At 43.3% G+C, this 20,379-nt stretch carries 17 protein-coding genes and 1 tRNA gene; 14 read left to right on the forward strand and 4 right to left on the reverse strand.

Going from position 1 to position 20,379, the window contains the following annotated elements; genetic code table 11:
* Positions 1–315 precede the first annotated feature (315 nt).
* From V6252_RS00505 to V6252_RS00535, 7 genes are all read left to right on the forward strand, one after another.
* A complete protein-coding gene (locus V6252_RS00505; RefSeq protein WP_296207479.1) occupies positions 316–495 on the forward strand; it encodes a hypothetical protein in 180 nt (59 codons plus the stop codon).
* A 292-nt stretch (positions 496–787) separates the two neighbouring features.
* Entirely contained in the window at positions 788–3,580 is a 2,793-nt protein-coding gene (gene gyrA / locus V6252_RS00510) for a DNA gyrase subunit A (protein WP_341608868.1), read from the forward strand.
* A 176-nt stretch (positions 3,581–3,756) separates the two neighbouring features.
* Positions 3,757–4,827 carry an EamA family transporter RarD gene (rarD, locus tag V6252_RS00515; protein ID WP_341608869.1) on the forward strand — a complete coding sequence of 357 codons (1,071 nt, stop codon included), beginning with the start codon at positions 3,757–3,759 and terminating at the stop codon, positions 4,825–4,827.
* A gap of 240 nt (positions 4,828–5,067) precedes the next feature.
* A complete protein-coding gene (gene rarD, locus V6252_RS00520; RefSeq protein ID WP_341608870.1) occupies positions 5,068–6,138 on the forward strand; it encodes an EamA family transporter RarD in 1,071 nt (356 codons plus the stop codon).
* A 200-nt stretch (positions 6,139–6,338) separates the two neighbouring features.
* Complete coding sequence (locus V6252_RS00525; RefSeq protein ID WP_057759100.1) at positions 6,339–7,007, forward strand: glutathione S-transferase; 669 nt, start codon at positions 6,339–6,341, stop codon at positions 7,005–7,007.
* Positions 7,008–7,101: 94 nt separating this feature from the next.
* A complete protein-coding gene (locus V6252_RS00530) occupies positions 7,102–7,413 on the forward strand; it encodes a hypothetical protein (protein ID WP_341608871.1) in 312 nt (103 codons plus the stop codon).
* A 103-nt stretch (positions 7,414–7,516) separates the two neighbouring features.
* The gene (locus tag V6252_RS00535; protein ID WP_341608872.1) at positions 7,517–8,653 is read left to right on the forward strand and encodes a ribonuclease Z; all 1,137 of its coding nucleotides are present in this window, start codon (positions 7,517–7,519) and stop codon (positions 8,651–8,653) included.
* 40 nt (positions 8,654–8,693) lie between these two features.
* Here V6252_RS00535 and V6252_RS00540 read toward each other — a convergent pair whose 3' ends face one another.
* A complete protein-coding gene (locus V6252_RS00540; RefSeq protein ID WP_341608873.1) occupies positions 8,694–9,665 on the reverse strand; it encodes an ATP-binding protein in 972 nt (323 codons plus the stop codon).
* A 177-nt stretch (positions 9,666–9,842) separates the two neighbouring features.
* Between V6252_RS00540 and V6252_RS00545 the strand changes: the two genes are divergently transcribed.
* From V6252_RS00545 to V6252_RS00555, 3 genes are all read left to right on the forward strand, one after another.
* Positions 9,843–10,886 carry a serine/threonine protein kinase gene (locus tag V6252_RS00545; RefSeq protein ID WP_341608874.1) on the forward strand — a complete coding sequence of 348 codons (1,044 nt, stop codon included), beginning with the start codon at positions 9,843–9,845 and terminating at the stop codon, positions 10,884–10,886.
* 168 nt (positions 10,887–11,054) lie between these two features.
* Positions 11,055–11,615 (forward strand): DJ-1/PfpI family protein, encoded by a 561-nt coding sequence (locus tag V6252_RS00550; protein ID WP_341609147.1) that lies wholly within the window; start codon positions 11,055–11,057, stop codon positions 11,613–11,615.
* A 58-nt stretch (positions 11,616–11,673) separates the two neighbouring features.
* A complete protein-coding gene (locus V6252_RS00555) occupies positions 11,674–12,072 on the forward strand; it encodes a ribbon-helix-helix domain-containing protein (protein WP_341608875.1) in 399 nt (132 codons plus the stop codon).
* Positions 12,073–12,284: 212 nt separating this feature from the next.
* Here the strand turns inward: V6252_RS00555 and V6252_RS00560 are convergent.
* The 3 genes from V6252_RS00560 to V6252_RS00570 all read right to left on the reverse strand — a co-directional run bounded on the left by V6252_RS00560 (position 12,285) and on the right by V6252_RS00570 (position 15,825).
* Positions 12,285–12,369: transfer RNA gene (locus tag V6252_RS00560), tRNA-Leu, on the reverse strand.
* A gap of 218 nt (positions 12,370–12,587) precedes the next feature.
* Positions 12,588–14,369 (reverse strand): sigma 54-interacting transcriptional regulator, encoded by a 1,782-nt coding sequence (locus tag V6252_RS00565; protein ID WP_341608876.1) that lies wholly within the window; start codon positions 14,367–14,369, stop codon positions 12,588–12,590.
* A 91-nt stretch (positions 14,370–14,460) separates the two neighbouring features.
* Positions 14,461–15,825 (reverse strand): two-component system sensor histidine kinase NtrB, encoded by a 1,365-nt coding sequence (locus V6252_RS00570; protein ID WP_341608877.1) that lies wholly within the window; start codon positions 15,823–15,825, stop codon positions 14,461–14,463.
* Positions 15,826–15,960: 135 nt separating this feature from the next.
* On the opposite strand from V6252_RS00570, the gene rimO reads away from it, so the two are divergent.
* The 4 genes from rimO (at position 15,961) to uppS (ending at position 20,260) form a co-directional block, all read left to right on the forward strand.
* Positions 15,961–17,547: a 30S ribosomal protein S12 methylthiotransferase RimO gene (gene rimO, locus V6252_RS00575; RefSeq protein WP_341608878.1), complete on the forward strand. Its 1,587-nt coding sequence runs from the start codon at positions 15,961–15,963 to the stop codon at positions 17,545–17,547.
* Between the two features lie 172 nt (positions 17,548–17,719).
* Entirely contained in the window at positions 17,720–18,445 is a 726-nt protein-coding gene (gene pyrH, locus V6252_RS00580) for a UMP kinase (RefSeq protein ID WP_057759121.1), read from the forward strand.
* 112 nt (positions 18,446–18,557) lie between these two features.
* Complete coding sequence (gene frr, locus V6252_RS00585) at positions 18,558–19,112, forward strand: ribosome recycling factor (RefSeq protein WP_057759123.1); 555 nt, start codon at positions 18,558–18,560, stop codon at positions 19,110–19,112.
* Between the two features lie 389 nt (positions 19,113–19,501).
* The gene (gene uppS / locus V6252_RS00590; RefSeq protein WP_341608879.1) at positions 19,502–20,260 is read left to right on the forward strand and encodes a polyprenyl diphosphate synthase; all 759 of its coding nucleotides are present in this window, start codon (positions 19,502–19,504) and stop codon (positions 20,258–20,260) included.
* The last annotated feature ends 119 nt before the right edge of the window (positions 20,261–20,379 follow it).

Consider the following 20,379-nt stretch of genomic DNA (forward strand, 5'->3'; position numbering starts at 1 on the left):
ACAGTATGGTTATGAAAGAATTATGGTTATGAAAACAATATGACCATAAAAACAATCAGTTCACGTCAGAGACAGTTGTAGGTGTTGTTGTATTGGCTAAATATTCTAAGCATCCTAGTTGTGTGCCAATAGAGATTATATGCAAACCACGTATGAGCTCTATGCTCAAGATTTTAGCGCTAAATTAAATGTCGTGTTGAACTGTAGATAGAAATATAAGTATCCACTCAGTTAGTCAAAATAAATCTTGTCGAGCTGTACTGAATGAGTATAGTATTTTTCTATTTAATATCCATCAGATACGGAGAATAAACAATGAAATCAATCAGCACAGCGCTACTCGCCCTAGTATTTGCCTTCACATCTACGAGCCAAGCCCAAGCTCGAAATACGCCTTGTTCAGGTAAAATGGGCGGGGTATCTCATTGCTCAGCAGATGGTAAGTTCGTCTGTAAAAATGGCAAAATCAGCCAATCAAAAAAAACCTGCCATTAGAATTATTTTAGCGTGTGTCAATAATTCAAAATATCACTGCAAATGAACCGCCTAGCTTGATTTTAATGGTGGTCAGAACCCCCTAAATCAGCAAATTTGTGCTAAAATAGCTTCTTTTATTAAACATTAAAACTATCGCTATTTTCCTATTGTTTTGCACGTGTAGCAGTGTTTTTTTATGGTATCTATTTTGGTCATGACTGCCCATTTATGTGGCAGTATTTTTATATGATCTATGGGTGCCATAAGCGATGTGTCAACGTTAGAAAAAAATGTGAGTGAAGGAGTGTATATGAGCGAATCGGTCAGTCCTATTGGCATCGTAGATGAACTAAAGCAGTCGTATTTGGATTATGCGATGAGCGTGATCGTCTCGCGTGCGCTGCCTGATGTGCGTGATGGGTTCAAACCTGTACACCGCCGCGTGATGTATGCCATGCACGTGCTATCAAACGATTATAATAAACCGTATAAAAAATCAGCACGTGTGGTTGGTGATGTTATCGGTAAGTACCATCCACATGGCGATAGTGCCGTCTATGATGCCATCGTCCGTATGGCGCAGGATTTTAGCTTGCGCTACCCAATGGTTGATGGTCAAGGTAACTTTGGTTCGATCGATGATGATCCTCCGGCAGCGATGCGTTATACCGAAGTACGTATGACTAAACTGACCCACCAGATGCTCGCTGATTTGGATAAAGATACGGTCGATTGGGAAGACAACTACGACGGCTCTGAGCGCATGCCAAGCGTGATGCCAGCGCGTATTCCTAACCTATTGGTCAATGGCGCGACGGGTATTGCCGTTGGTATGGCGACCAATATGGCACCGCATAACTTGACCGAAGTGATCAATGCTTGTCTTGCGTATGCTGAAAACCCACAAGTTTCAGCTGAAGAGCTAATGTCGCATATTTCAGGTCCTGACTTCCCTACAGGTGGTATTATTTATGGTCGCGCGGGCATTTTAGATGCTTATCGTACGGGTAAAGGCCGTTTGCATATTCGTGGTCGTTATCATATCGAGCCGATGAGCAATTCTGGCGTTAACCGTGATCGTGAGCGCATCGTATTTACCGAAGTACCTTATCAGGCCAACAAAGCCAAACTGATTGAGCGTATCGCAGAGCTTGTTCGTGATAAAAAAATCGAAGGCATTAGCGAAATTCGTGATGAGTCTGATAAAGACGGTATGCGTATCGCTATTGACTTGCGTCGCGGCGAGACGGCTGAAGTTATCGTTAATAACCTATTTCTACAAACGCCGCTAGAGTCTAGCTTCAGTATCAATATGGTGGCGTTAGATAATGGTCAGCCTAAACTATTGACCTTGCGTCAGCTTATCGCTGCATTTGTTCGTCATCGTCAAGAAGTGGTAACCCGCCGTACGATTTATGAATTGAACAAAGCCCGCGTGCGTGGTCATTTGCTCGAAGGTCTAACGGTCGCTCTAGCCAATATCGACGAAATTATTGCGACGATTAAAGCGTCGGCAAACCGTGGCCTAGCACGTGAAAGTTTATTAAATAACACATGGGGCTCAGGTAGCGTCGTTGCGATGCTCACAGCTGCTGGTAGCCAATCAGTGCGTCCTGAGTTTATCGATGGCGAAGATCCTAAAGCGCCGTTTGGTCTGATCGAAGGTGAAGAGCGTTATCGCTTGTCACTCGAGCAGGTCAATGCGATTTTAGATATGCAATTGCATCGTTTGACGGGTCTTGAGCAAGATAAATTGACCGAAGAATACCAAGACTTACTGCGTGAAATCGCGCATTTAGAGTCTATCCTTGGCGATTTTGATAAGCTGATGGCTATTATCTCTAATGAGATGATCGAGATTCGTGATAACTTCGGTGATGAGCGCCGTACCGATATCATCGATTCACGTATGGACTTTAGTCGCGAAGACCTTATCCCTGAGCAAACGGTCGTCATGACGGTATCGCGTACTGGTTACGCTAAGACTCAGCCGATTGATGATTATGTTGCACAAAAACGCGGCGGTAAAGGTAAGTCTGCTACGGCAATGAAAGAAGATGATGTAATCGATCATTTAGTCGTGACATCAACGCATTCGACGGTACTGTGTTTCACTGATAGTGGACGTGTCTTTAGTCTACGTGGTTTTGAAGTGCCGATTGCCAGTCGCGGTGCTCGTGGTCGTCCATTGGTCAATCTAATTGGCCTAAATAGCGACGAAACCGTTACGACGATATTACCAATTCCAAAAATCGTAGAAGATACATCAGTAGTAAGTGAAGTATCAGAAGTAAGCAATGATGACGTTTCGGTAGAAGATAGCAACCAAGCAGAGCCACCTTTTGTATTCTTTGCCACTGCCAATGGTACCGTGAAGCGGGTAGAGCTGAAGCAGTTTGCCAATATTCGCTCGAACGGTTTGATTGCGGTTGGACTAGAAGACGGTGATAAATTAGTCAGCGCTCGTATCACTAATGGTAGCCAAGAAGTGATGTTGTTTGCTTCAAGTGGTAAAGCCATTCGTTTTGATGAAAATGATGCGCGTGCAATGGGTCGTACGGCTAAAGGCGTCCGCGGTATGCGTCTGGCTACTGACGAGTTTATAAAATCATTAGTCGTTATCGAAGATGATGTACGTGAAATCTTGATTGCTTGTGAAAACGGCTTTGGTAAACGTACCTTCATCGATGAGTTCAATACGCAAAATCGTGGCGGTGGCGGTGTGATCGCTATCAAGACCAGCGAGCGTAATGGTGCGTTAGTACGAGCGACCAAGGTTGACTCTACCGATGATATTATTCTAATCTCTGATAAAGGTACGTTGGTTCGTACCCCAGTTGAGCATGTTGCTAGCTCTGGTCGTAATACGCAAGGCGTAACATTGATTCGTCTGTCAAAAGATGAAAAACTGGTTGCTATGGCGCGTGTTGAACACGAAGAGAGCGATGATGAGCTTATCGATGCCATGAGAGAAGACGGTACGTTTGAGGTAGAAGGTCAGGAGCAGATAGATATTGATGCGACAACTGACAATACCGCAGCTACCGACGTCGATGATGTGATTGATATTGCAAACGACCATAAACCAAGTGACAATCTATAATACACTAATTATGCATAAGACGATGACGAGTAATAGTCTTGGTAATTAGCTTTTGAGTCTAGTCTCTTAGCATTTTTCTAGAAAAAAGCCTCTGACGTTATCGTCGGAGGCTTTTGTTTTTTAACTCTCATTTTTTCAATACTGTAAATAAGGTTCTATTTTTTAAGGCTGTTGTTATGCTTACGACCAATCAAACTTTTCAGGGAACGGTTGCTTCGGTAACATCGAGCTTTTTATTCTCGATGATGTTTTTGTTTGGACTGTTTATGCTGCCCTTAACAGGGACGCAGGTAGCGTCATGGCGTGTGCTCATGATGTTGCTCAGTTTGGTGATATTGGTCAGTTTGACTAAGCAGTGGCAACGTGTTTTTGATTATATAAAGACGCTAAAGACACTAAAAGAATGGCTTATATTTATACTGCCTGCGCCAATCCTAGGTGGGCAGATTTGGTTGTTTATGTGGGCTCCGGTCAATGGGTTTGGTCTCGATGTTACGTTGGGTTATTTCTTATTGCCGCTAGTGATGATTGTGCTTGGTCGATTCTTTTACCATGAGTATATGAGCATCTTGCAGTGGGCTGCCGCGATATTTGCAGCGCTTGGCATCGGCTACGATATTGTTCAGTATGGTTCGGTCTCTTGGGTGACACTGTTTGTATGCTTGGGTTATCCGCCGTATTATCTGCTACGGCGCACCCTTTCTGTACCGCCCATTACGGGGTTGTTGTTTGATTTGACGCTGTTGACACCAGTCGTGCTCATCGTGCTCTACATGACAGGCGGTTTTGATGTTGCGGCGCAAGACATGAAGTTCTGGTATCTATTGCCGCTGCTTGGTGCTTTTAGTGCGCTTGCGATGTCGCTGACGATGATTGCCAGTAGCAAGTTGCCAGTATCACTGTTTGGGGCATTAAGTTATATCGAGCCGATGCTGTTATTTGTGTTGTCTATTACTATTTTGAGTCAAAGCCTTGAAGAAGGTGGTTCGCTCTTCATGTATGGCATGATTACGCTTGCGCTACTGGTCATGATGGCTGATAGCGTAAAAGGTTACCTCGTTCGTCAGCGTAATGACCGCTTGCATGGCTATAGAGAGCTTCAGATTGGTGGCTTCCCACCGCGTCGTCATTTTATCAATCAGCGTATCGATGGCGTGCTAAAAGCCCATCGTTTTCGTAAGATTCGTCGTTACCAAAAGAAGATGGATAAGATACAGCAAAAAATCGAACAACTTGATGCAAAATAAGCACTTACCTGCATTAAATTTACTCAATTTAAAAGTTTAGTCGCTAGATGAACAGTGGCATTGCTTATTCATTCTGACTTTGACATAATGCCGACCATGATGTAAGCCTAATACATCAAAAGCGTTCAACTTAGATTGCGCGACGACCTTATATGCAAAAGCCTCAGACGTTATCGTCTGAGGCTTTTGTTTTTTTTAAAAATTGCCATGGATGTGCCCCAATCTTTAAAGGCTGTTGTGATGCTGACTACTAACCAAACCTCGCAGGGTACAATCACCGCTGTCGCTGCAAATTTTTTATACTCATTGCTGTTCTTATTTGGTCTACTGCTGCAACCATTATCAGGTACGCAAGTCGCTTCGTGGCGCGTGCTGACAATGTTTTTTAGTCTCGTGCTGCTAGTCAGTGTACTAAAGCAGTGGCAGCACATTTTTGATTATCTAAAAACACTAAAGAACGCAAAAGAGTGGTTTTTATTTATACTACCCACACCGATTTTGGGCGCGCAAATCTGGATATTTATGTGGGCGCCAGTCAATGGCTTGGGGCTCGAGGTAACGTTGGGTTACTTCCTATATCCGATGATTATGATCGTTGTCGGTAGGTTCTTTTACAACGAAGACATGAGCTTACTTCAGTGGGTTGCCATTGTGTGTGCAGGTCTCGGTATCGCTTACGATATTTTTGAGTATGGTGCTATTTCTTGGGCAACTTTATTTGTTTGCTTGGGTTATCCTCCTTATTATCTACTACGTCGTAAGTTGGCCGTGCCGCCTATTACTGGTCTGATTTCAGACCTTGTATTGTTATTGCCAGTGGTACTTGTCGCGCTGTATATGAATGGTGGTTTTGAAGTAGCAATCACCAACCACAAGCTTTGGTATCTGCTGCCATTATTGGGCATTATCAGCACCGCTGCGATGTCACTAACGATGGTGGCGAGTCAGAAGCTGCCTGTCTCATTGTTTGGCACTCTGTGCTACCTTGAGCCAATATTCTTGTTTATCTTCTCAATCGCAATTTTAGACCGTAACTTACATGATGGTGGCTCCATGCTAATGTACAGCATGATTTTTATCGCACTGCTGATTATGATTGCTGATAGCGCTCTGGGCTATATGGCGCGTAAACGTGAAGACCGCTTACATGGTTACAATGAGCCACAAGTAGGCAGTTTTCCACCACGTCGTCGTCTCAAAAACCGTCGTATCAAAGGCGTGCTAATCGCGCATCGATTCCGCCAGATCAAAAAATATCAGCAAAAAATAGATAAAATGACGCGCAAGATTGAAGCATTGCATTTAGATTAATGTCAAAGAGTACGAGTACACCGTCTTAGATAGTATCGATTCGGTAGGCATTATTTTCCAGTATGTCTGCCAACTCACAGTATTAAAGAAGTACAAATTACGCTATTATCGAGAGCAGTAGTGCCGCGATTGAGTAAACGTATGGTGCTATATCTGAGATATTATGGCTGATTTACTACAATATATAACTAGGACGGTTTATGTTACATCTTCATCATTTAGCAAACTCGCGCTCGTTTCGTATTATCTGGCTGTTGGAAGAGCTCGGCGCTGATTATAAACTGACTTGCTATGAGCGCAATAAAGCATACCGTGCTCCTGATAGCTTAAAGCAAGTGCATCCAATTGGTAATGCACCGATACTAGAAGCGGACGATCGTGTGCTGATTGAATCAGGGTTTATCATTGAGTATTTGATTAAGCACTACGATAAAGAAAAGCAGTTCAAACCTGACGATAATAACGAAGCAGCATGGGAAGCCTACACGTTTTGGCTACACTTTGCAGAGGCTTCATTGATGCCACTATTGGTCATGCGTTTGGTATTCACAAAAGTAGTGTCTCAGTCGCCGATGCTAATCAAACCTATCAGCAAAAAAATCCAAGGTCAGATTGAAAAAAACATGATCAGTAGCGGTTTGGAGAAGATGCTAGATATGATGGAGCGTCATCTACATGAAAACCATTGGTTTGCAGGTAGTGAGTTTAGCGCTGCTGATATTCAAATGCATCTTGCAGTCTTAGGTGCCAATGCTGGTGCAGGTTTAGATCAGAGTAAATATACCAATCTTTTGAACTGGCTCAAACGCTGCGAAGAACGAGATGCCTTTAAGCGAGCAGAAAAAAAGGGCGGCCGTCTGAATTTTTAGAGGATACTGGTATAATCCTCTCTCAACGCTTAAGTAGCCATGTAGACCAAAGGCTTTGTTTATGAATAAACAAAGCCTTTTTTAGGATAATGTTATGACAGATCTAAACACCTCGAATAAAGACAATTTAAAGCAAGATAGCCTAGACAAAGATGACAATCAGGCAGCAACTCAAACATCACTCAATAAGCAAGATACCAGTATGCAAGAAAATAATAGACAACAGATTAATAGCCAACAAGTCTCTATCAAATCGTGGTCACAGAAAATTCTAGTGGTCATTCTGTGTGCAGCGAGCTTTTATGGTGGCTGGAAATCTTACGAATCAAATATGGTAAATGAGTGTACTGGCAATGGTGGACAAATGGTTGAAGGTCAAAAAACCATGATATGCCAACTGTCGTAGCTAGGGCATATTCTTTGTTTATTTCATTTCTGTTATCGTTTTAGAATGAAGAGACGTACTTGTGCTTCTCAGCCAGTACTCCTGATAAATAAAAGGCATCATTATGCTAAAGCTAACCTTTTTGGGTACCTCTGCAGGTGTACCGACCAAACAGCGTAATGTGACTGCACTGGCAATAGAGTGTCTGAATCCGCATACCTCTGGCGTACAGCAAGGAAGTCGTCAACAGAATAATCAGAGTAAGAAATCTCGTCCATGGGTGCTGATTGATTGCGGAGAAGGCACACAGCAGCAGTTGCTACATACCAAACTCTCATTGCATCAATTGGCTGCTATTTGCATCACTCATGTGCATGGTGACCATTGCTACGGTCTGCCAGGGCTATTAGCAAGCGCTGCTATGTCAGGACGCCGTGAACCATTAACTTTGATTGCCCCAAAAGCGATTGCTACTTTGCTTGATGCCATTACCGTCACTACAGAGCTGTATCTACCCTTTGCTCTCAATTTTGTAGCGATTGAAGAGGTGTTAGCTGAGCAGGGTGATACGAATAAGGTTAACATTAGCTTAAGCGACCAACATCAGCTTGATATTGATATCACGCCGCTATCACATCGGGTTGCTTCTCATGCCTTTGGTATTACTCAGACTATTAGCCGCCGCATCCTTAATACAGATAAGCTTGTGGCAGATGGTATTCCAGCAAGTGCACTGTGGGGTAAATTGCAGCAAGGCGAAGATGTCACGACTGAGGACAATAGACAATTGCACTCAGCAGATTATGTCGACGATGAGGTACAGCGGACGCGAGTGGTGGTGGCAGGAGACAATGATACGCCAAACTGTTTGCGTAAAGCCGTTATCGATGCGGATTTATTGGTGCATGAAGCTACTTATACCCATGAAGTACTGACTAAGATTCAAGCCAAAAACCCAAACTATGATCCAATGCATAGTAGCGCCCAATTGCTCGGCGAATTTGCGCAAGCGGCTGGACTCAAAAATATAATTTTGACGCACTTTAGCGCTCGCTATCAGGGTTTTGATAACCCTAATAGCAAGACACCAAACATGGCAAATATTCGTTTAGATGCTGAGAGCGTTTATAAAGATAGTCTTTGGTTAGCAGCAGATTTTGACCAATATATGGTCGATGGTGCAATTGGGTCGGCAAGCAGTCAAAAGGGCAGTCAAGAAGAGAGTCGCGTGCAGTATATAGGCTCTGCACGCAGTGATTAGACATTGTTAAGCTTAGATATAATTGAGCGTTAAATATGACTTAGCGCTTACTGTCTTCGATAGCCAATTGTGTTTCACCACTCCAAAAACGGCTAAATTGATAAGCAACTCGTCCTGAGCGACCACCACGTTCTGAGGCCCAACGTAGCGAATCCTTTCTAACCTTATCAGGCATAGATTGTCTTGCTAAAATTTCCTTAGCTTCACTATCCACATCAGCTGAGATTTTTTGCTGCTCTAAATTTAGATAGTGCTGAACAATATGCAGATAAGTCTGCTGATCCATAGGATGGAAGGTGAGGGACAAACCGAATCGATCTGATAATGATACGGTTTCATCAATGGCCTCATAGGGATTGACTTCATCCGTCTGCCCATTATAGATATCGACATTGTCTTTCATCATCTGCGGTAGCAAGCGACGGCGATTACTGGTGGCGTAGACCAGTAGTTTGTCTTGCTCAGAGTCTAGCGAGCCATCGAGCACGCTCTTTAGCGCACGATAGCTTTCGTCTTGACCATTAAAAGCGAGGTCATCACAGTATACGATATAGCGGCAATGACAATCTGCTGGCAGGGCATTAATAGCAGCACGAATCTTATCCAATACTTGCAGATCATCGCGCGCAACCTCAATAATACGCAAGCCTTCACTATGATGGGTTTGTAGCAAAGCGCGAATCAATGATGACTTACCGGCACCGCGGGTGCCTGACATTAATACGTGATTGGCAGGGTAACCTTTAATAAACTGACGGGTGTTTTGTACCAACTTCGACTTTTGCGTATCGATACCATGCAAGTCATCTAAGCTCAAAAACAGATTGACCGACAAAGGCTGCAGGTGACCAGTGCGTCCACCAACCCAGCGATAAGCAAGCTGGCTCGGGTCGATTTCAATAGTTGGTGTGACCCGCTCTTGTAAGTACTGACTGAGTAAGTCTAACAAAGGTGCGGGTAGGGAGTAATTAGGTTGCTCGGATGGCGTGGTCGGGATAGTTGGTTGTGACATAGTGGCTCTAGCGGTTAAGGTTGTCTTTAATACCATACCCAAAAATACAATTAACGCTGCTGAAATTCTAGTACCTACAATCTTAGTACCTATTAATCGTAGTACTTGTAATCATTATTCGCGCTATTATTATCTTTGGAAATGATACGAATGGGAAGGCAATAATCTCACTATATTATGAAAAACAATACCATGGAAAATAGTGCCAGTAATCCGTCTATTACGCAAGCTTTGCAAGCGCAGGCGATGCAGCTATTGCCCATTATTACCCAAGAACTGGTCGCACAGCATTTTAGTGAGATAGTGCATCAACGTATTGCTCAGCAAAGCACAGAACAAACGCAAGATGCCAAAACGCAACATATCGACAAGACTTACTTCCAAGGTCTAACGCGTGCCCAGCATCCACAATTTGGTAGCGTGATGATTAAATGGCAGTTGAGTGATTGCGCTTATCCTATCGCTTCTGATTTAACTCATGAAGCGGAGATTTTAGCTGCTGTAAACGCTTCATCGAAAATCAAAAATAACGCTATCGCACCGCCACTATTGGCTCATCATTGCGTGGATGTCCAAATACTAGAGCAGTTGCAACACCTAGTTATAGTGGTCATGCCTTATTACCCTAATGGTAGCTTGGCGAGTCAGCTGACCGCTTCAAAACATCTGTCATTGATAGCGTTACAAAAGCATCATTTCATCATGAAGTCTGCATACTTGATAGGCAATTTGCATCAGGCTGGCTGGCTACACAATGATATTAAGCCTAGCAATATTCTTCTGCTGGATACTCCTTGCGATAGCTCCTTGTCAAATAGTGCGGATAATAGCAGCATAATGCCTCATCCATTATTGACTGATTTTGCGTTGGCAGAGCGTTTTAATGAGATAAAAGAGGGAAGTCCTGCTGGTACACCGGCATATCTTGCACCTGAGCGTTGGCAAGGTCAGGGTGCAACGGTGCACAGTGATATCTATGCGCTTGGGATAATGATGGTTGAGATATTGGCGGGAAGGCGACCGTTTCAGGTAAGCGTCAACAGCAATGATAAATTAAAAGCATGGGCAATCAAGCACTGCCAACAGCCGATTCCAAAGTTGTCATCAGAATATAGTCGCTATCAACCTATTGTCGATAAGGTCTTGGCAAAGCGGGTAGAGAGACGGTATCAAGATTTGGATAAGGTATTGATAGATTTAAGGTTATTAGACAATCACTAAGTTTATGATTTTATTTTCAAAAAGTGATTGTTTGTAGTATTCACATATTACCCAGTCGTTGTTTTTTATGTTTGAATGGATATTCAGGCTCATTTTAAGCGAAGTCGCTATAAACTAATTTGGGTTCCCGTATTTCATTACAGTGTTTTATTACAATACAGTGAGAATATCATGGCTAAAGTACTTATCATAACTGGTGATTTTGTTGAAGACTATGAAAACATGGTTCCGTTCCAAGCGCTACTAGCGATGGGGCATGACGTTGATGCGGTCTGCCCAGATAGAGTGGCAGGTGATAGCATTGCTACCTCAATACACGACTTCGAAGGTGATCAAACTTATACCGAAAAACGCGGTCATAACTTTGTTCTTAATGCGTCTTTTGCTGATATCAATGTAGAAGATTACGATGCCTTGTATTTACCAGGTGGACGTGCGCCAGAATACTTGCGCTTGAATGCTAAGGTCATTGCAATGATTCAGCATTTCGCAAATACTGATAAACCGATTGCCTCAGTTTGCCATGGGCCACAAATGCTGACGGCTGCTGGCGTATTGAAAGGTAAAAAAGTATCTGCTTATCCTGCGTGTCAGCCAGAAATAGAAATGGCTGGCGCTGAGTATGTCGAGTTACCTATGGATGGCGCTATTACAGATGGCCAACTAGTAACGGCTCCTGCATGGCCTGCACATCCAGCTATGCTGAAGCAATTTATTGCCTTGCTATAAGCATTAATTCGGGTCTGTTGAATGTTCAATAGACCCCAGTGTTGAGAGAGGATATTATATGTGCCAACTTTTTATCAGGGCTGACGACAGCTTGTGGAGCTCTAAAACCAAATCACTTCGAATTCAGGGAGTTGTCACCTCAATTCGTTTAGAAGTGTTTTTTTGGGATATATTAGAAGAGTTGTCATTTCGGGATCAAATGACGGTTAATCAGCTGATCACTAAGCTATACCTTGAATCTCTCGATGCTGATCATGACATTGGTAATTTCACCTCTTTTTTAAGAGTCTGTTGTTCTCGTTATTTATCTTTAATAGCTGATGGGGATCTTTCTCGCGAAACAAGATTACCTTTAGAAAAAGTCGATGCAAAAAATATAATTCAACGTGAAACTCTCCGTAAAAATCAACGTAGTGCATTATTCAATGATAGTGAGAAAAATCCTTCTGTTCATTAGTTATGCCTATAGCAAGTGTATGAAAGCATTGATGCAGCGGGTAGAGAGGCGCTATCAGAGTATGGATGAAGTATTGAAGGATTTAGAAAGGTTATAAAAGTAGATTAATACATCTGGCGAGTTATTTTATAGTTTTAATATCAAATTCCAGACGTAAAAAAACCTGCTATAAGCAGGTTTTGATGTTTGGTCTAAGATGTACTATCCGAAAATGGTGGGGCTGGAGAGACTCGAACTCTCACACCTTGCGGCGCCAGAACCTAAATCTGGTGCGTCTACCAATTCCGCCACAGCCCCATTTTCGTTACTCTATCATCAAAAGCGATTAAACTCAAACGCTATCTAGACAGTTAACTGATTCGGTAGTGCGTCTCAGTGGTTGGCTATTATATAGAGTTTTAATTGTTTGGCAACCCCTATTTGCAATTATTTTTAATTATTTATCATTTATTTTCGATATTAATTTTAAGTAATTGATGTTAATAATAATTTATTATCGTGTTTTATGCGTTTCTTTATTCTTTAGTTGGTACTCTAGGGGCAGAAATATCCAACTGCTGCAATTTGCGCGTCAGAGTATTGCGTCCCCAACCAAGTAAGCTCGCTGCCTCTATCTTTTTACCGCCGCTATGATTGAGTGCTGCTGTTAATAAAACACGCTCAAACTCAGGGGTTGCTGTTTGCAAAATATCAGTTTCACCCGTGCTTAACGACTGCTCAGCCCAATCAGCCAATGCTTGCTGCCAACTTTGGTTTTTAGGCAACGGGCTACTTCGCTCATTTTGATGACTGTTTAACGAACTGCCATTTAATACATCGCCATTTTGTACCAAATGCTTTTGAGCCTCTTCTTCTGCTGCGACGTGCTCTTCATAAAGCACCGTATTAGGTGAGATGTTTTCAAGTAGCTCTGGTGGCAAGTCTGTCGCCATCACCGTATCACCAGTGGCCATCACCGTGAGCCACAAGCAGACGTTTTCTAATTGACGCACATTACCGCGCCAGTCAAACGTCTGCATAATTTGCAATGCGGCAGGATGTAGATGCTTCGGAGAAGTATTCATTTGCTCTGCGGCAGACTGCATAAAGTAGAGGGCTAATGCAGGAATGTCTTCAGGGCGTGTACGTAATGGTGGTAGGGGTAATCGAATGACATTGAGGCGATAAAATAAGTCTTCGCGGAATCGGCTTTGTTTTACCAGCTCTTCTAAGTTTTGGTGGGTGGCTGCGATGATACGTACATCGACCTTTATCGGCTGCTGACCGCCAACACGATAAAATTCACCATTGGCCAGGACGCGTAACAGCCGTGTTTGAGTGCTAAAAGGCATGTCGCCGATTTCATCTAAAAATAGAGTACCGCCGTCTGCCTGCTCAAAACGGCCTTGACGCATTGTCGTTGCACCAGTGAACGCACCTTTTTCATGACCGAATAGCTCAGACTCGATCAAGTCATGTGGTATGGCTGCCATATTAAGCGCAATAAACGGTTGCTGTTTACGCGGGGAGTGTTGGTGCAATGCACTGGCCACCAACTCTTTACCTGTTCCAGACTCACCAGTAATTAAGACAGAAATGGGGGATTGAGCCAGTCTGCCAATAGCACGAAACACCGTTTGCATGGCTGGTGACTGTCCAATGATGCCGCTAGGGTTCCCATTACTTTTGTTTTCGACGACACCTTTGCTCTTATTGTCTTTGGTTGTCTTACTAACAGATGCTGCTTTAGGTTTTAGCAAGTTTTCAGTAGACGTGTCAGAAGTTGTATTGGTATTGGGCTCATCTGAAAGGGAAGCAGTCGTTGTTTCTAAATTAGGCTGATAATTGATGGCTTTATAAATCGTTGCAACCGCGTCATCTAAATCAAAAGGCTTGGGCAGGTATTCAAAAGCACCAGTCTGATAGCTATTGATAGCAGAGGTCAGGTCTGAGTGTGCCGTCATAATTACGATTGGCATTTTAGGGAAATGCTGATGGACCCAGTCGCTAAAAGACAACCCATCCATCATTGGCATGCGAATATCGGTCAATATGACGTCTGGTAATTGCTCAGCTGACTCTTGCTGTTTTAAAACATCATTAAGGCGAGTCCATGCTGCTTGTGCTTGAGTAAAACTGATAACGGTCAATCCAGCATCTTCAAACGTGTCGGCCAACACCATACGTAGGGCTGCATCGTCATCGATTAACCACAATGTTGCAGGGTGGTCGCTGGGTGCATTATTCACAGTTACTATTTGTGATTGTGGTGATTGATCATCGCTTTTAGGTTGGAGGTCGTCGCTATATTCAGTCATGTATTGGGCCTAATCAGCAATTATTGATGGTAAGTTGGGGATTGGGAGTTGAGCGTTAGGAAACTTAGCAGTCTTTAATTCATAATTTGCTTTATGTCTCAGTTATGGGTTGAGTAAATGGTAGATATAGCGTAAATCGGGTTTGCTTATCCTCTTGCTCTTTTGTCGAGCTCACATCAATCATACCATGATGATGACTGATAATATCTTGGACGATGGATAATCCAAGACCTGTACCGGCTGCCCGGCTAGTGACCATCGGGAAAAATATCTGACCAATCAATGCTGGATCAATACCTGAGCCATTATCAGTAATAGTAATTTGCATCACTTGCTTGTGCTGCTGCCCTACGATCGTATGCTGAAAGGCAACCCGCGTTTGGATATGCAATGTCGGTTGATAGTCAGAATTGCCCTCAGTTTGTATGGCAGATTGTGGGGATTCTTGAGACTCTGAGATTTTATTCTGTTGTAGCGTTTGTTCGAACTCAGTCATCGACTCACAAGCATTATTGATAAGGTTTAAAAACACTTGAATCAGTTGATCCTTATCAGCGCACAACTCTGGCAATGATAAATCATAATCACGCTGTAACACTACCTGTGGATACTGGTTGGTCACTAAGGTTAAGACATGCTCTAGAGGCTCATGGATATTAAGCGTTTGCCAGTTTGGTAGTTGATTGGAACCCAGAAGCTGCCCAATAAGATGAGTCAATCGATCAGTTTCTGAAATAATAATGTCCGTATAGTTGCGCAGTTTTTGATTCATTTTTTGCAAATCATGCTGCGTGTCAGCGTTGGTAGTTGTCAAAGCATTATCAACACTAGAGGCGCTAGTAGTAGATGCGTCACTGAATTTGATAAACTGCCGTTGCAACAGCTGCGCTGCCCCGCGAATACCAGCAAGAGGGTTTTTTATTTCGTGTGCCACTGAGCGTAGCATATGACGGGCAACTGTATACTGCTGTTGCTGGCGCTGCTCCTCAGAGATACGACTTTGCCGATCTTTACCCCACATCTCAATAATAAAATAAGGCTGCTGTTCATAGATAACTGGCGTGACGCTATAGTCGACTGACAATGATAAATTACCGTTTAGCGGTGTTTTTATGATGTGGTCATGATCGATAAAAGGCTGTTGGTAGTTTTGCGCTTGCACGAAGCGCTCGGTCAACGAGTATGCTGGCTCGCTCGAAGGCTCATTTTCATTTATATCATTACTATCATTATCTATAGATAAAGTATCTTTAGTCTTTAACTCATCAGGTGCTAGTAGGGTTAAGATGGATTGATTGATTAGTCTGCCGCTACTAATAGCGAGTAGCTGCTCGGCTTGAGCATTCAACCGTGTAATTGATAGTTCATCGTTGACCCATAAAATAGCGGTGAATAAATGCTGAGATATAAATGCGAGGTCAGGGGTTGTTTTGGCGGTTATAAAATCAGCGTTCATCAGTAGGGCCCAAAAAAGTCAGATGCTTGAGATAATATTTAACCACAAATCAAGACTATAGAGCGGCAAAACTGGTGATTTTTGCAAAAAAAACGTACAATGCGCTCAGCCAATTTATCTCTAGCAAGGTCAGCCATGTCCAAAACTTCTACCGAGTCAGTGAATACGACAGCAACAGCTCCTCTATCTGCCGTAAAAGACACTGCCACTATCTTCAATCCTGCCGCGCCTACCATAGTACAAGCGCAGAGTCAGGCAGATGCCAGTCAAACAGATACTAAACAACCTTATCATCATAAAGCCAACCACAATCAGAACCGTAGTGTAGCTCAAAGCAGCGATGTAACGACTGCCAATGCCACTGCTACGATGCCAGTTAGTGCGGCGCCAAAGATTGGTTTTGTGTCACTAGGTTGTCCAAAAGCATTGGTGGATAGTGAGCGTATTATTACTGAGCTAAGCCGTGATGGCTATCAAGTGGCCAGTGATTACGACGGTGCTGACTTGGTCGTGGTAAACACCTGCGGCTTTATTGAGTCAGCGGTACAAGAGTCGCTCGATGCGATCGGCGAGGCCATTAGCAAAAACGGTAAAGTGATTGTTACTGGTTGCTTAGGTAAAGAAGCGGATAAAATCCGCGAGATGCATCCAGCTGTACTAGCAGTGACGGGCGCGCATGCCTATGACGAAGTGATTACGGCAGTAGCGCAGCATGTGCCTAAGCCAAATCGCAGTCAGGACGCCAACTATGATCCAAAAATAGATTTGATTAATGAAGCGGGTATCAAGCTGACCCCAAGCCATTATGCTTATCTAAAAATATCAGAAGGCTGTAATCACCGTTGTACGTTCTGCATTATCCCAAGCTTGCGCGGTGATTTGGTATCGCGCCCGATTGATAATGTGATGAATGAAGCGCTAGCGCTCAAAAAAGCTGGCGTGAAAGAATTACTTATCATCTCGCAAGATACCTCGGCATATGGCCTTGACCTAAAGTACAAGACTAGCTTTTGGAATGGTATGCCTCTTAAGTCTAAGTTTTATGACTTATGCCAAGCATTGAACGATTTGGGCATTTGGGTACGCCTGCATTATGTCTATCCGTATCCACACGTAGACAAAGTCGTTGAGTTGATGGGTGAGAAGAAACTGCTTCCTTATCTGGACATTCCATTCCAGCATGCCAGTCATCGCATCCTAAAAGCGATGAAACGTCCTGCGCATAGCGAAAACACCTTGGCCCGTATCAAAGCGTGGCGTGAGATCTGTCCTGATATCGTGATTCGTTCGACCTTTGTGGTTGGCTTCCCTGGTGAGACAGAAGAAGATTTTCAGTGCTTGCTTGATTGGTTAGTTGAAGCACGCCTCGATCGCGTGGGCGCATTTACTTATTCAGAAGTAGAAGGCGCGGTTGCCAATGACTTGCCTGATCATGTCCCTGAAGACGTTAAGCAGTCTCGCTATGAGCGACTAATGGCGCTACAGCAAGATATTTCAGCACAAAAGCTACAAGAAAAAGTCGGCAAAACCTTAACGGTATTGGTCGATGAAATTGATAGCGATGAAAATATTGCTATCTGCCGTAGCTATGCTGATGCACCTGAAATTGATGGTCATGTCTATGTTGATGACATCAACGCTCAAGTTAAAGTAGGGCAGTTCTTAACAGTGACTATCGATGATGCTAGCGAATACGATCTATTCGCCAGTTATCAAGGCTAGATATCCAATAAGATATGCGAGTGAAAATTGCCCAATGGCGGGCAGTTTTTGCTACAATTAGCGCAATTTAGCCTTTTTAATACGCTTAGCTGTAAGTGTGGCGTTGTGGGCAAACTCGATTTGTATTTTACCGATAATTTTCTTTATAATTTCATGATAACAAGGTGACCTCATGTCTGATAAAAACCCGCGTTACGCTCGTATCTTGCTGAAACTCTCCGGTGAAGCCTTAGCTGGTAGTAAAGACATGGGTATTGATACCGAAGTGCTTGATAAAATGAGCTTGTCTATCGCTCACTTACGTGGACTTGGTGTCCAAGTTGGTATCGTGGTCGGCGGTGGTAACTTATATCGCGGTGCACAGTTACAAAAAGAAGGCCTGGTTGGTCGTGTTACTGGTGATCAGATGGGCATGCTAGCGACCGTTATGAACGGACTGGCAATGCGTGATGCGCTTGAGCGTCGCAACATCAAAACGCGCTTGATGTCAGCGTTACCGATTGGTGAAGTCACTGAAAGCTATAGCAGTCGTAATGCCATTCGTTATCTCAAAAACGGCGAAGTTTGTATCTTTGTCGCAGGCACGGGTAACCCATTCTTTACCACTGACACCGCTGCATGTTTGCGCGGTATCGAAATCGAAGCTGGTTTGATTTTAAAAGCGACTAAGGTCGATGGCGTTTATGACAAAGATCCGAGCCTACATGATGATGCAGTCAAATATGACGGTCTGACTTTTGATGAAGTACTAGAGCAAAAGCTAGGCGTCATGGATTTAACGGCTATCGCATTATGCCGTGAGCATAACGTACCGCTACAAGTGTTTGACATGACTAAGCCTAATGCATTATTGAATGTCATCATGGGTGAAAATGAAGGCACACGAGTTTTTCATTAATTGATGCAATACTGGCAACTAACGTCAGTAAATAGCTAACGATTAGCAACACATAATTAATATCCCAATAGCAAATAAAAAATTTGTCGGTAACGATAAATAAGGATACACAATGATTAAAGAGATTAAGCAAGACGGCGAAGCACGCATGCAAAAAACGTTGGAAGCGCTTGAAAGCACTTTCAGTAAAGTTCGTACTGGCCGTGCGCATCCAGGTATGTTGTCAGGTGTGATGGTTAGCTACTACGGTTCTGATACACCATTGAACCAAGTGGCAAGCGTGAACGTTGAAGACTCACGTACCTTATTGGTTCAACCGTTTGACCGTACGATGGTACAAGCAGTAGATAAGGCCATTCGTGAAGCAGATTTGGGTCTAAACCCAATGTCTGCTGATGTGATTCGTGTGCCAATGCCAGCATTGACAGAAGATACCCGTCGCGATATGCAAAAGCTTGCACGTGGTGAAGCTGAGAGCAGCCGTGTTTCTATCCGTAATATTCGCCGTGACATGATGAATGACATCAAAGACTTGGCAAAAGAAAAAGAAATCTCAGAAGATGATGAGCGCCGCGCTAGTGATGACATTCAAAAAATTACTGACAAATATATCGAAACGATCGATGCTCGCTTGAGCAAAAAAGAAAGCGATTTGATGGAAGTTTAATACTGATATATTTGGTATTGATAGCAAGAATCAGTTCGGTAGATTATCTGTAATTGAGCAGCCAATACTTTATAGCTATTGGCTGTTTATTATTGTGTAGACTGATATAGTCAATTCAGTTTAAAAGAGCTACAGCGTTAACCTCGCTTGAAATATCACAGTTACATCTGCACTCGGTTGCTCTGTTTCTCTTGTAAACTGAATCAACCATATGAGGCCATATCTAAACCAAGCCAAAGGTGTGGTTGATTGAACTGGATCCATCGCATTCTGAGCGCTAAAAACTAACGACTCAATTATGATAAGTTAGTGAATTATATAAATGGCGCTTTTTAATCGCTGTTGCACACGTTATTATTATTTTACCTCAACAATAAGCAAGTTCGCCTATGTCCACTTCAGCCGTTTTGGCGCCCGCTATTCTTCCTCGTCATATCGCCATCATTATGGATGGTAATAATCGCTATGGTAAGGCCAATGATTTGCGCCACGGTCAAGGGCATGTGGCTGGCAAAGACGCGCTCGATCCTATCGTTGAGTATTGTGTCAATACAGGCATTGAAGTACTGACCGTATTTGCGTTTTCTAGTGAAAATTGGCAGAGACCGCCTAGTGAGGTAGCATTGTTGATGCAGCTACTCACATCGACGATTCATGAGCAAATGCCGCGCATGAATGAGTATCGTATTCGCTTGCGTTTCATTGGTGATCGCAGCCAGCTTAGTGAGTCACTACAAATGCTAATGGCTGATGCGGAAGAAAAGACGGCGAAGTTTGATGCGATGACGCTGGTGATTGCGATTAGCTACGGTGGACAGTGGGATATCACAAATGCAGCAAAACAGCTGGCTCAGCAAGTGCAAGCTGGCGAATTAAAAGCTGAAGATTTCAATGAAGAGCTGTTAGGTAACTACGTGCAATTAGCTGACACCCCAGCAGTAGATATGCTGGTACGTACGGGCGGCGAGTATCGTATTTCTAATTTCTTATTGTGGCAATCTGCTTATGCTGAGCTATTCTTCACTCCCACATTATGGCCAAATTTTGCAGCAGAAGAGCTAGCTTCGATGATCGCAGAGTTTGCAAAACGCCAACGTCGCTTTGGCAAAACTAGCGAGCAGGTAGTGATAGAGCAGCAAGGGCACTGAGCAGTGAGCTGATAGATAAGTTTAGTCGGTTCAGTTCAGTTAGTATTGTATAACTGGTCAATAGGGTTGGTTTATGCAATGATAAACGGCTTGAATTAGTATTGAATGCTATCACTAGG

Origin of the sequence: Psychrobacter proteolyticus (assembly GCF_038155145.1) — a bacterium.
Lineage (GTDB): Bacteria > Pseudomonadota > Gammaproteobacteria > Pseudomonadales > Moraxellaceae > Psychrobacter > Psychrobacter proteolyticus_B.

Bases quoted from the DNA above. Each gene is read 5' to 3' on its own strand.
- frr (WP_057759123.1), top strand. From the start codon at position 18,558: ATGATTAAAGAGATTAAGCAAGACGGCGAAGCACGCATGCAAAAAACG.
- rimO (WP_341608878.1), top strand. From the start codon at position 15,961: ATGTCCAAAACTTCTACCGAGTCAGTGAATACGACAGCAACAGCTCCT.
- gyrA (WP_341608868.1), top strand. From the start codon at position 788: ATGAGCGAATCGGTCAGTCCTATTGGCATCGTAGATGAACTAAAGCAG.
- V6252_RS00545 (WP_341608874.1), top strand. From the start codon at position 9,843: ATGAAAAACAATACCATGGAAAATAGTGCCAGTAATCCGTCTATTACG.
- V6252_RS00555 (WP_341608875.1), top strand. From the start codon at position 11,674: ATGTGCCAACTTTTTATCAGGGCTGACGACAGCTTGTGGAGCTCTAAA.
- uppS (WP_341608879.1), top strand. From the start codon at position 19,502: ATGTCCACTTCAGCCGTTTTGGCGCCCGCTATTCTTCCTCGTCATATC.
- pyrH (WP_057759121.1), top strand. From the start codon at position 17,720: ATGTCTGATAAAAACCCGCGTTACGCTCGTATCTTGCTGAAACTCTCC.
- V6252_RS00535 (WP_341608872.1), top strand. From the start codon at position 7,517: ATGCTAAAGCTAACCTTTTTGGGTACCTCTGCAGGTGTACCGACCAAA.
- V6252_RS00540 (WP_341608873.1), bottom strand. From the start codon at position 9,665: ATGTCACAACCAACTATCCCGACCACGCCATCCGAGCAACCTAATTAC.
- V6252_RS00570 (WP_341608877.1), bottom strand. From the start codon at position 15,825: ATGAACGCTGATTTTATAACCGCCAAAACAACCCCTGACCTCGCATTT.
- V6252_RS00565 (WP_341608876.1), bottom strand. From the start codon at position 14,369: ATGACTGAATATAGCGACGACCTCCAACCTAAAAGCGATGATCAATCA.
- V6252_RS00505 (WP_296207479.1), top strand. From the start codon at position 316: ATGAAATCAATCAGCACAGCGCTACTCGCCCTAGTATTTGCCTTCACA.
- rarD (WP_341608869.1), top strand. From the start codon at position 3,757: ATGCTTACGACCAATCAAACTTTTCAGGGAACGGTTGCTTCGGTAACA.
- V6252_RS00525 (WP_057759100.1), top strand. From the start codon at position 6,339: ATGTTACATCTTCATCATTTAGCAAACTCGCGCTCGTTTCGTATTATC.
- V6252_RS00530 (WP_341608871.1), top strand. From the start codon at position 7,102: ATGACAGATCTAAACACCTCGAATAAAGACAATTTAAAGCAAGATAGC.
- rarD (WP_341608870.1), top strand. From the start codon at position 5,068: ATGCTGACTACTAACCAAACCTCGCAGGGTACAATCACCGCTGTCGCT.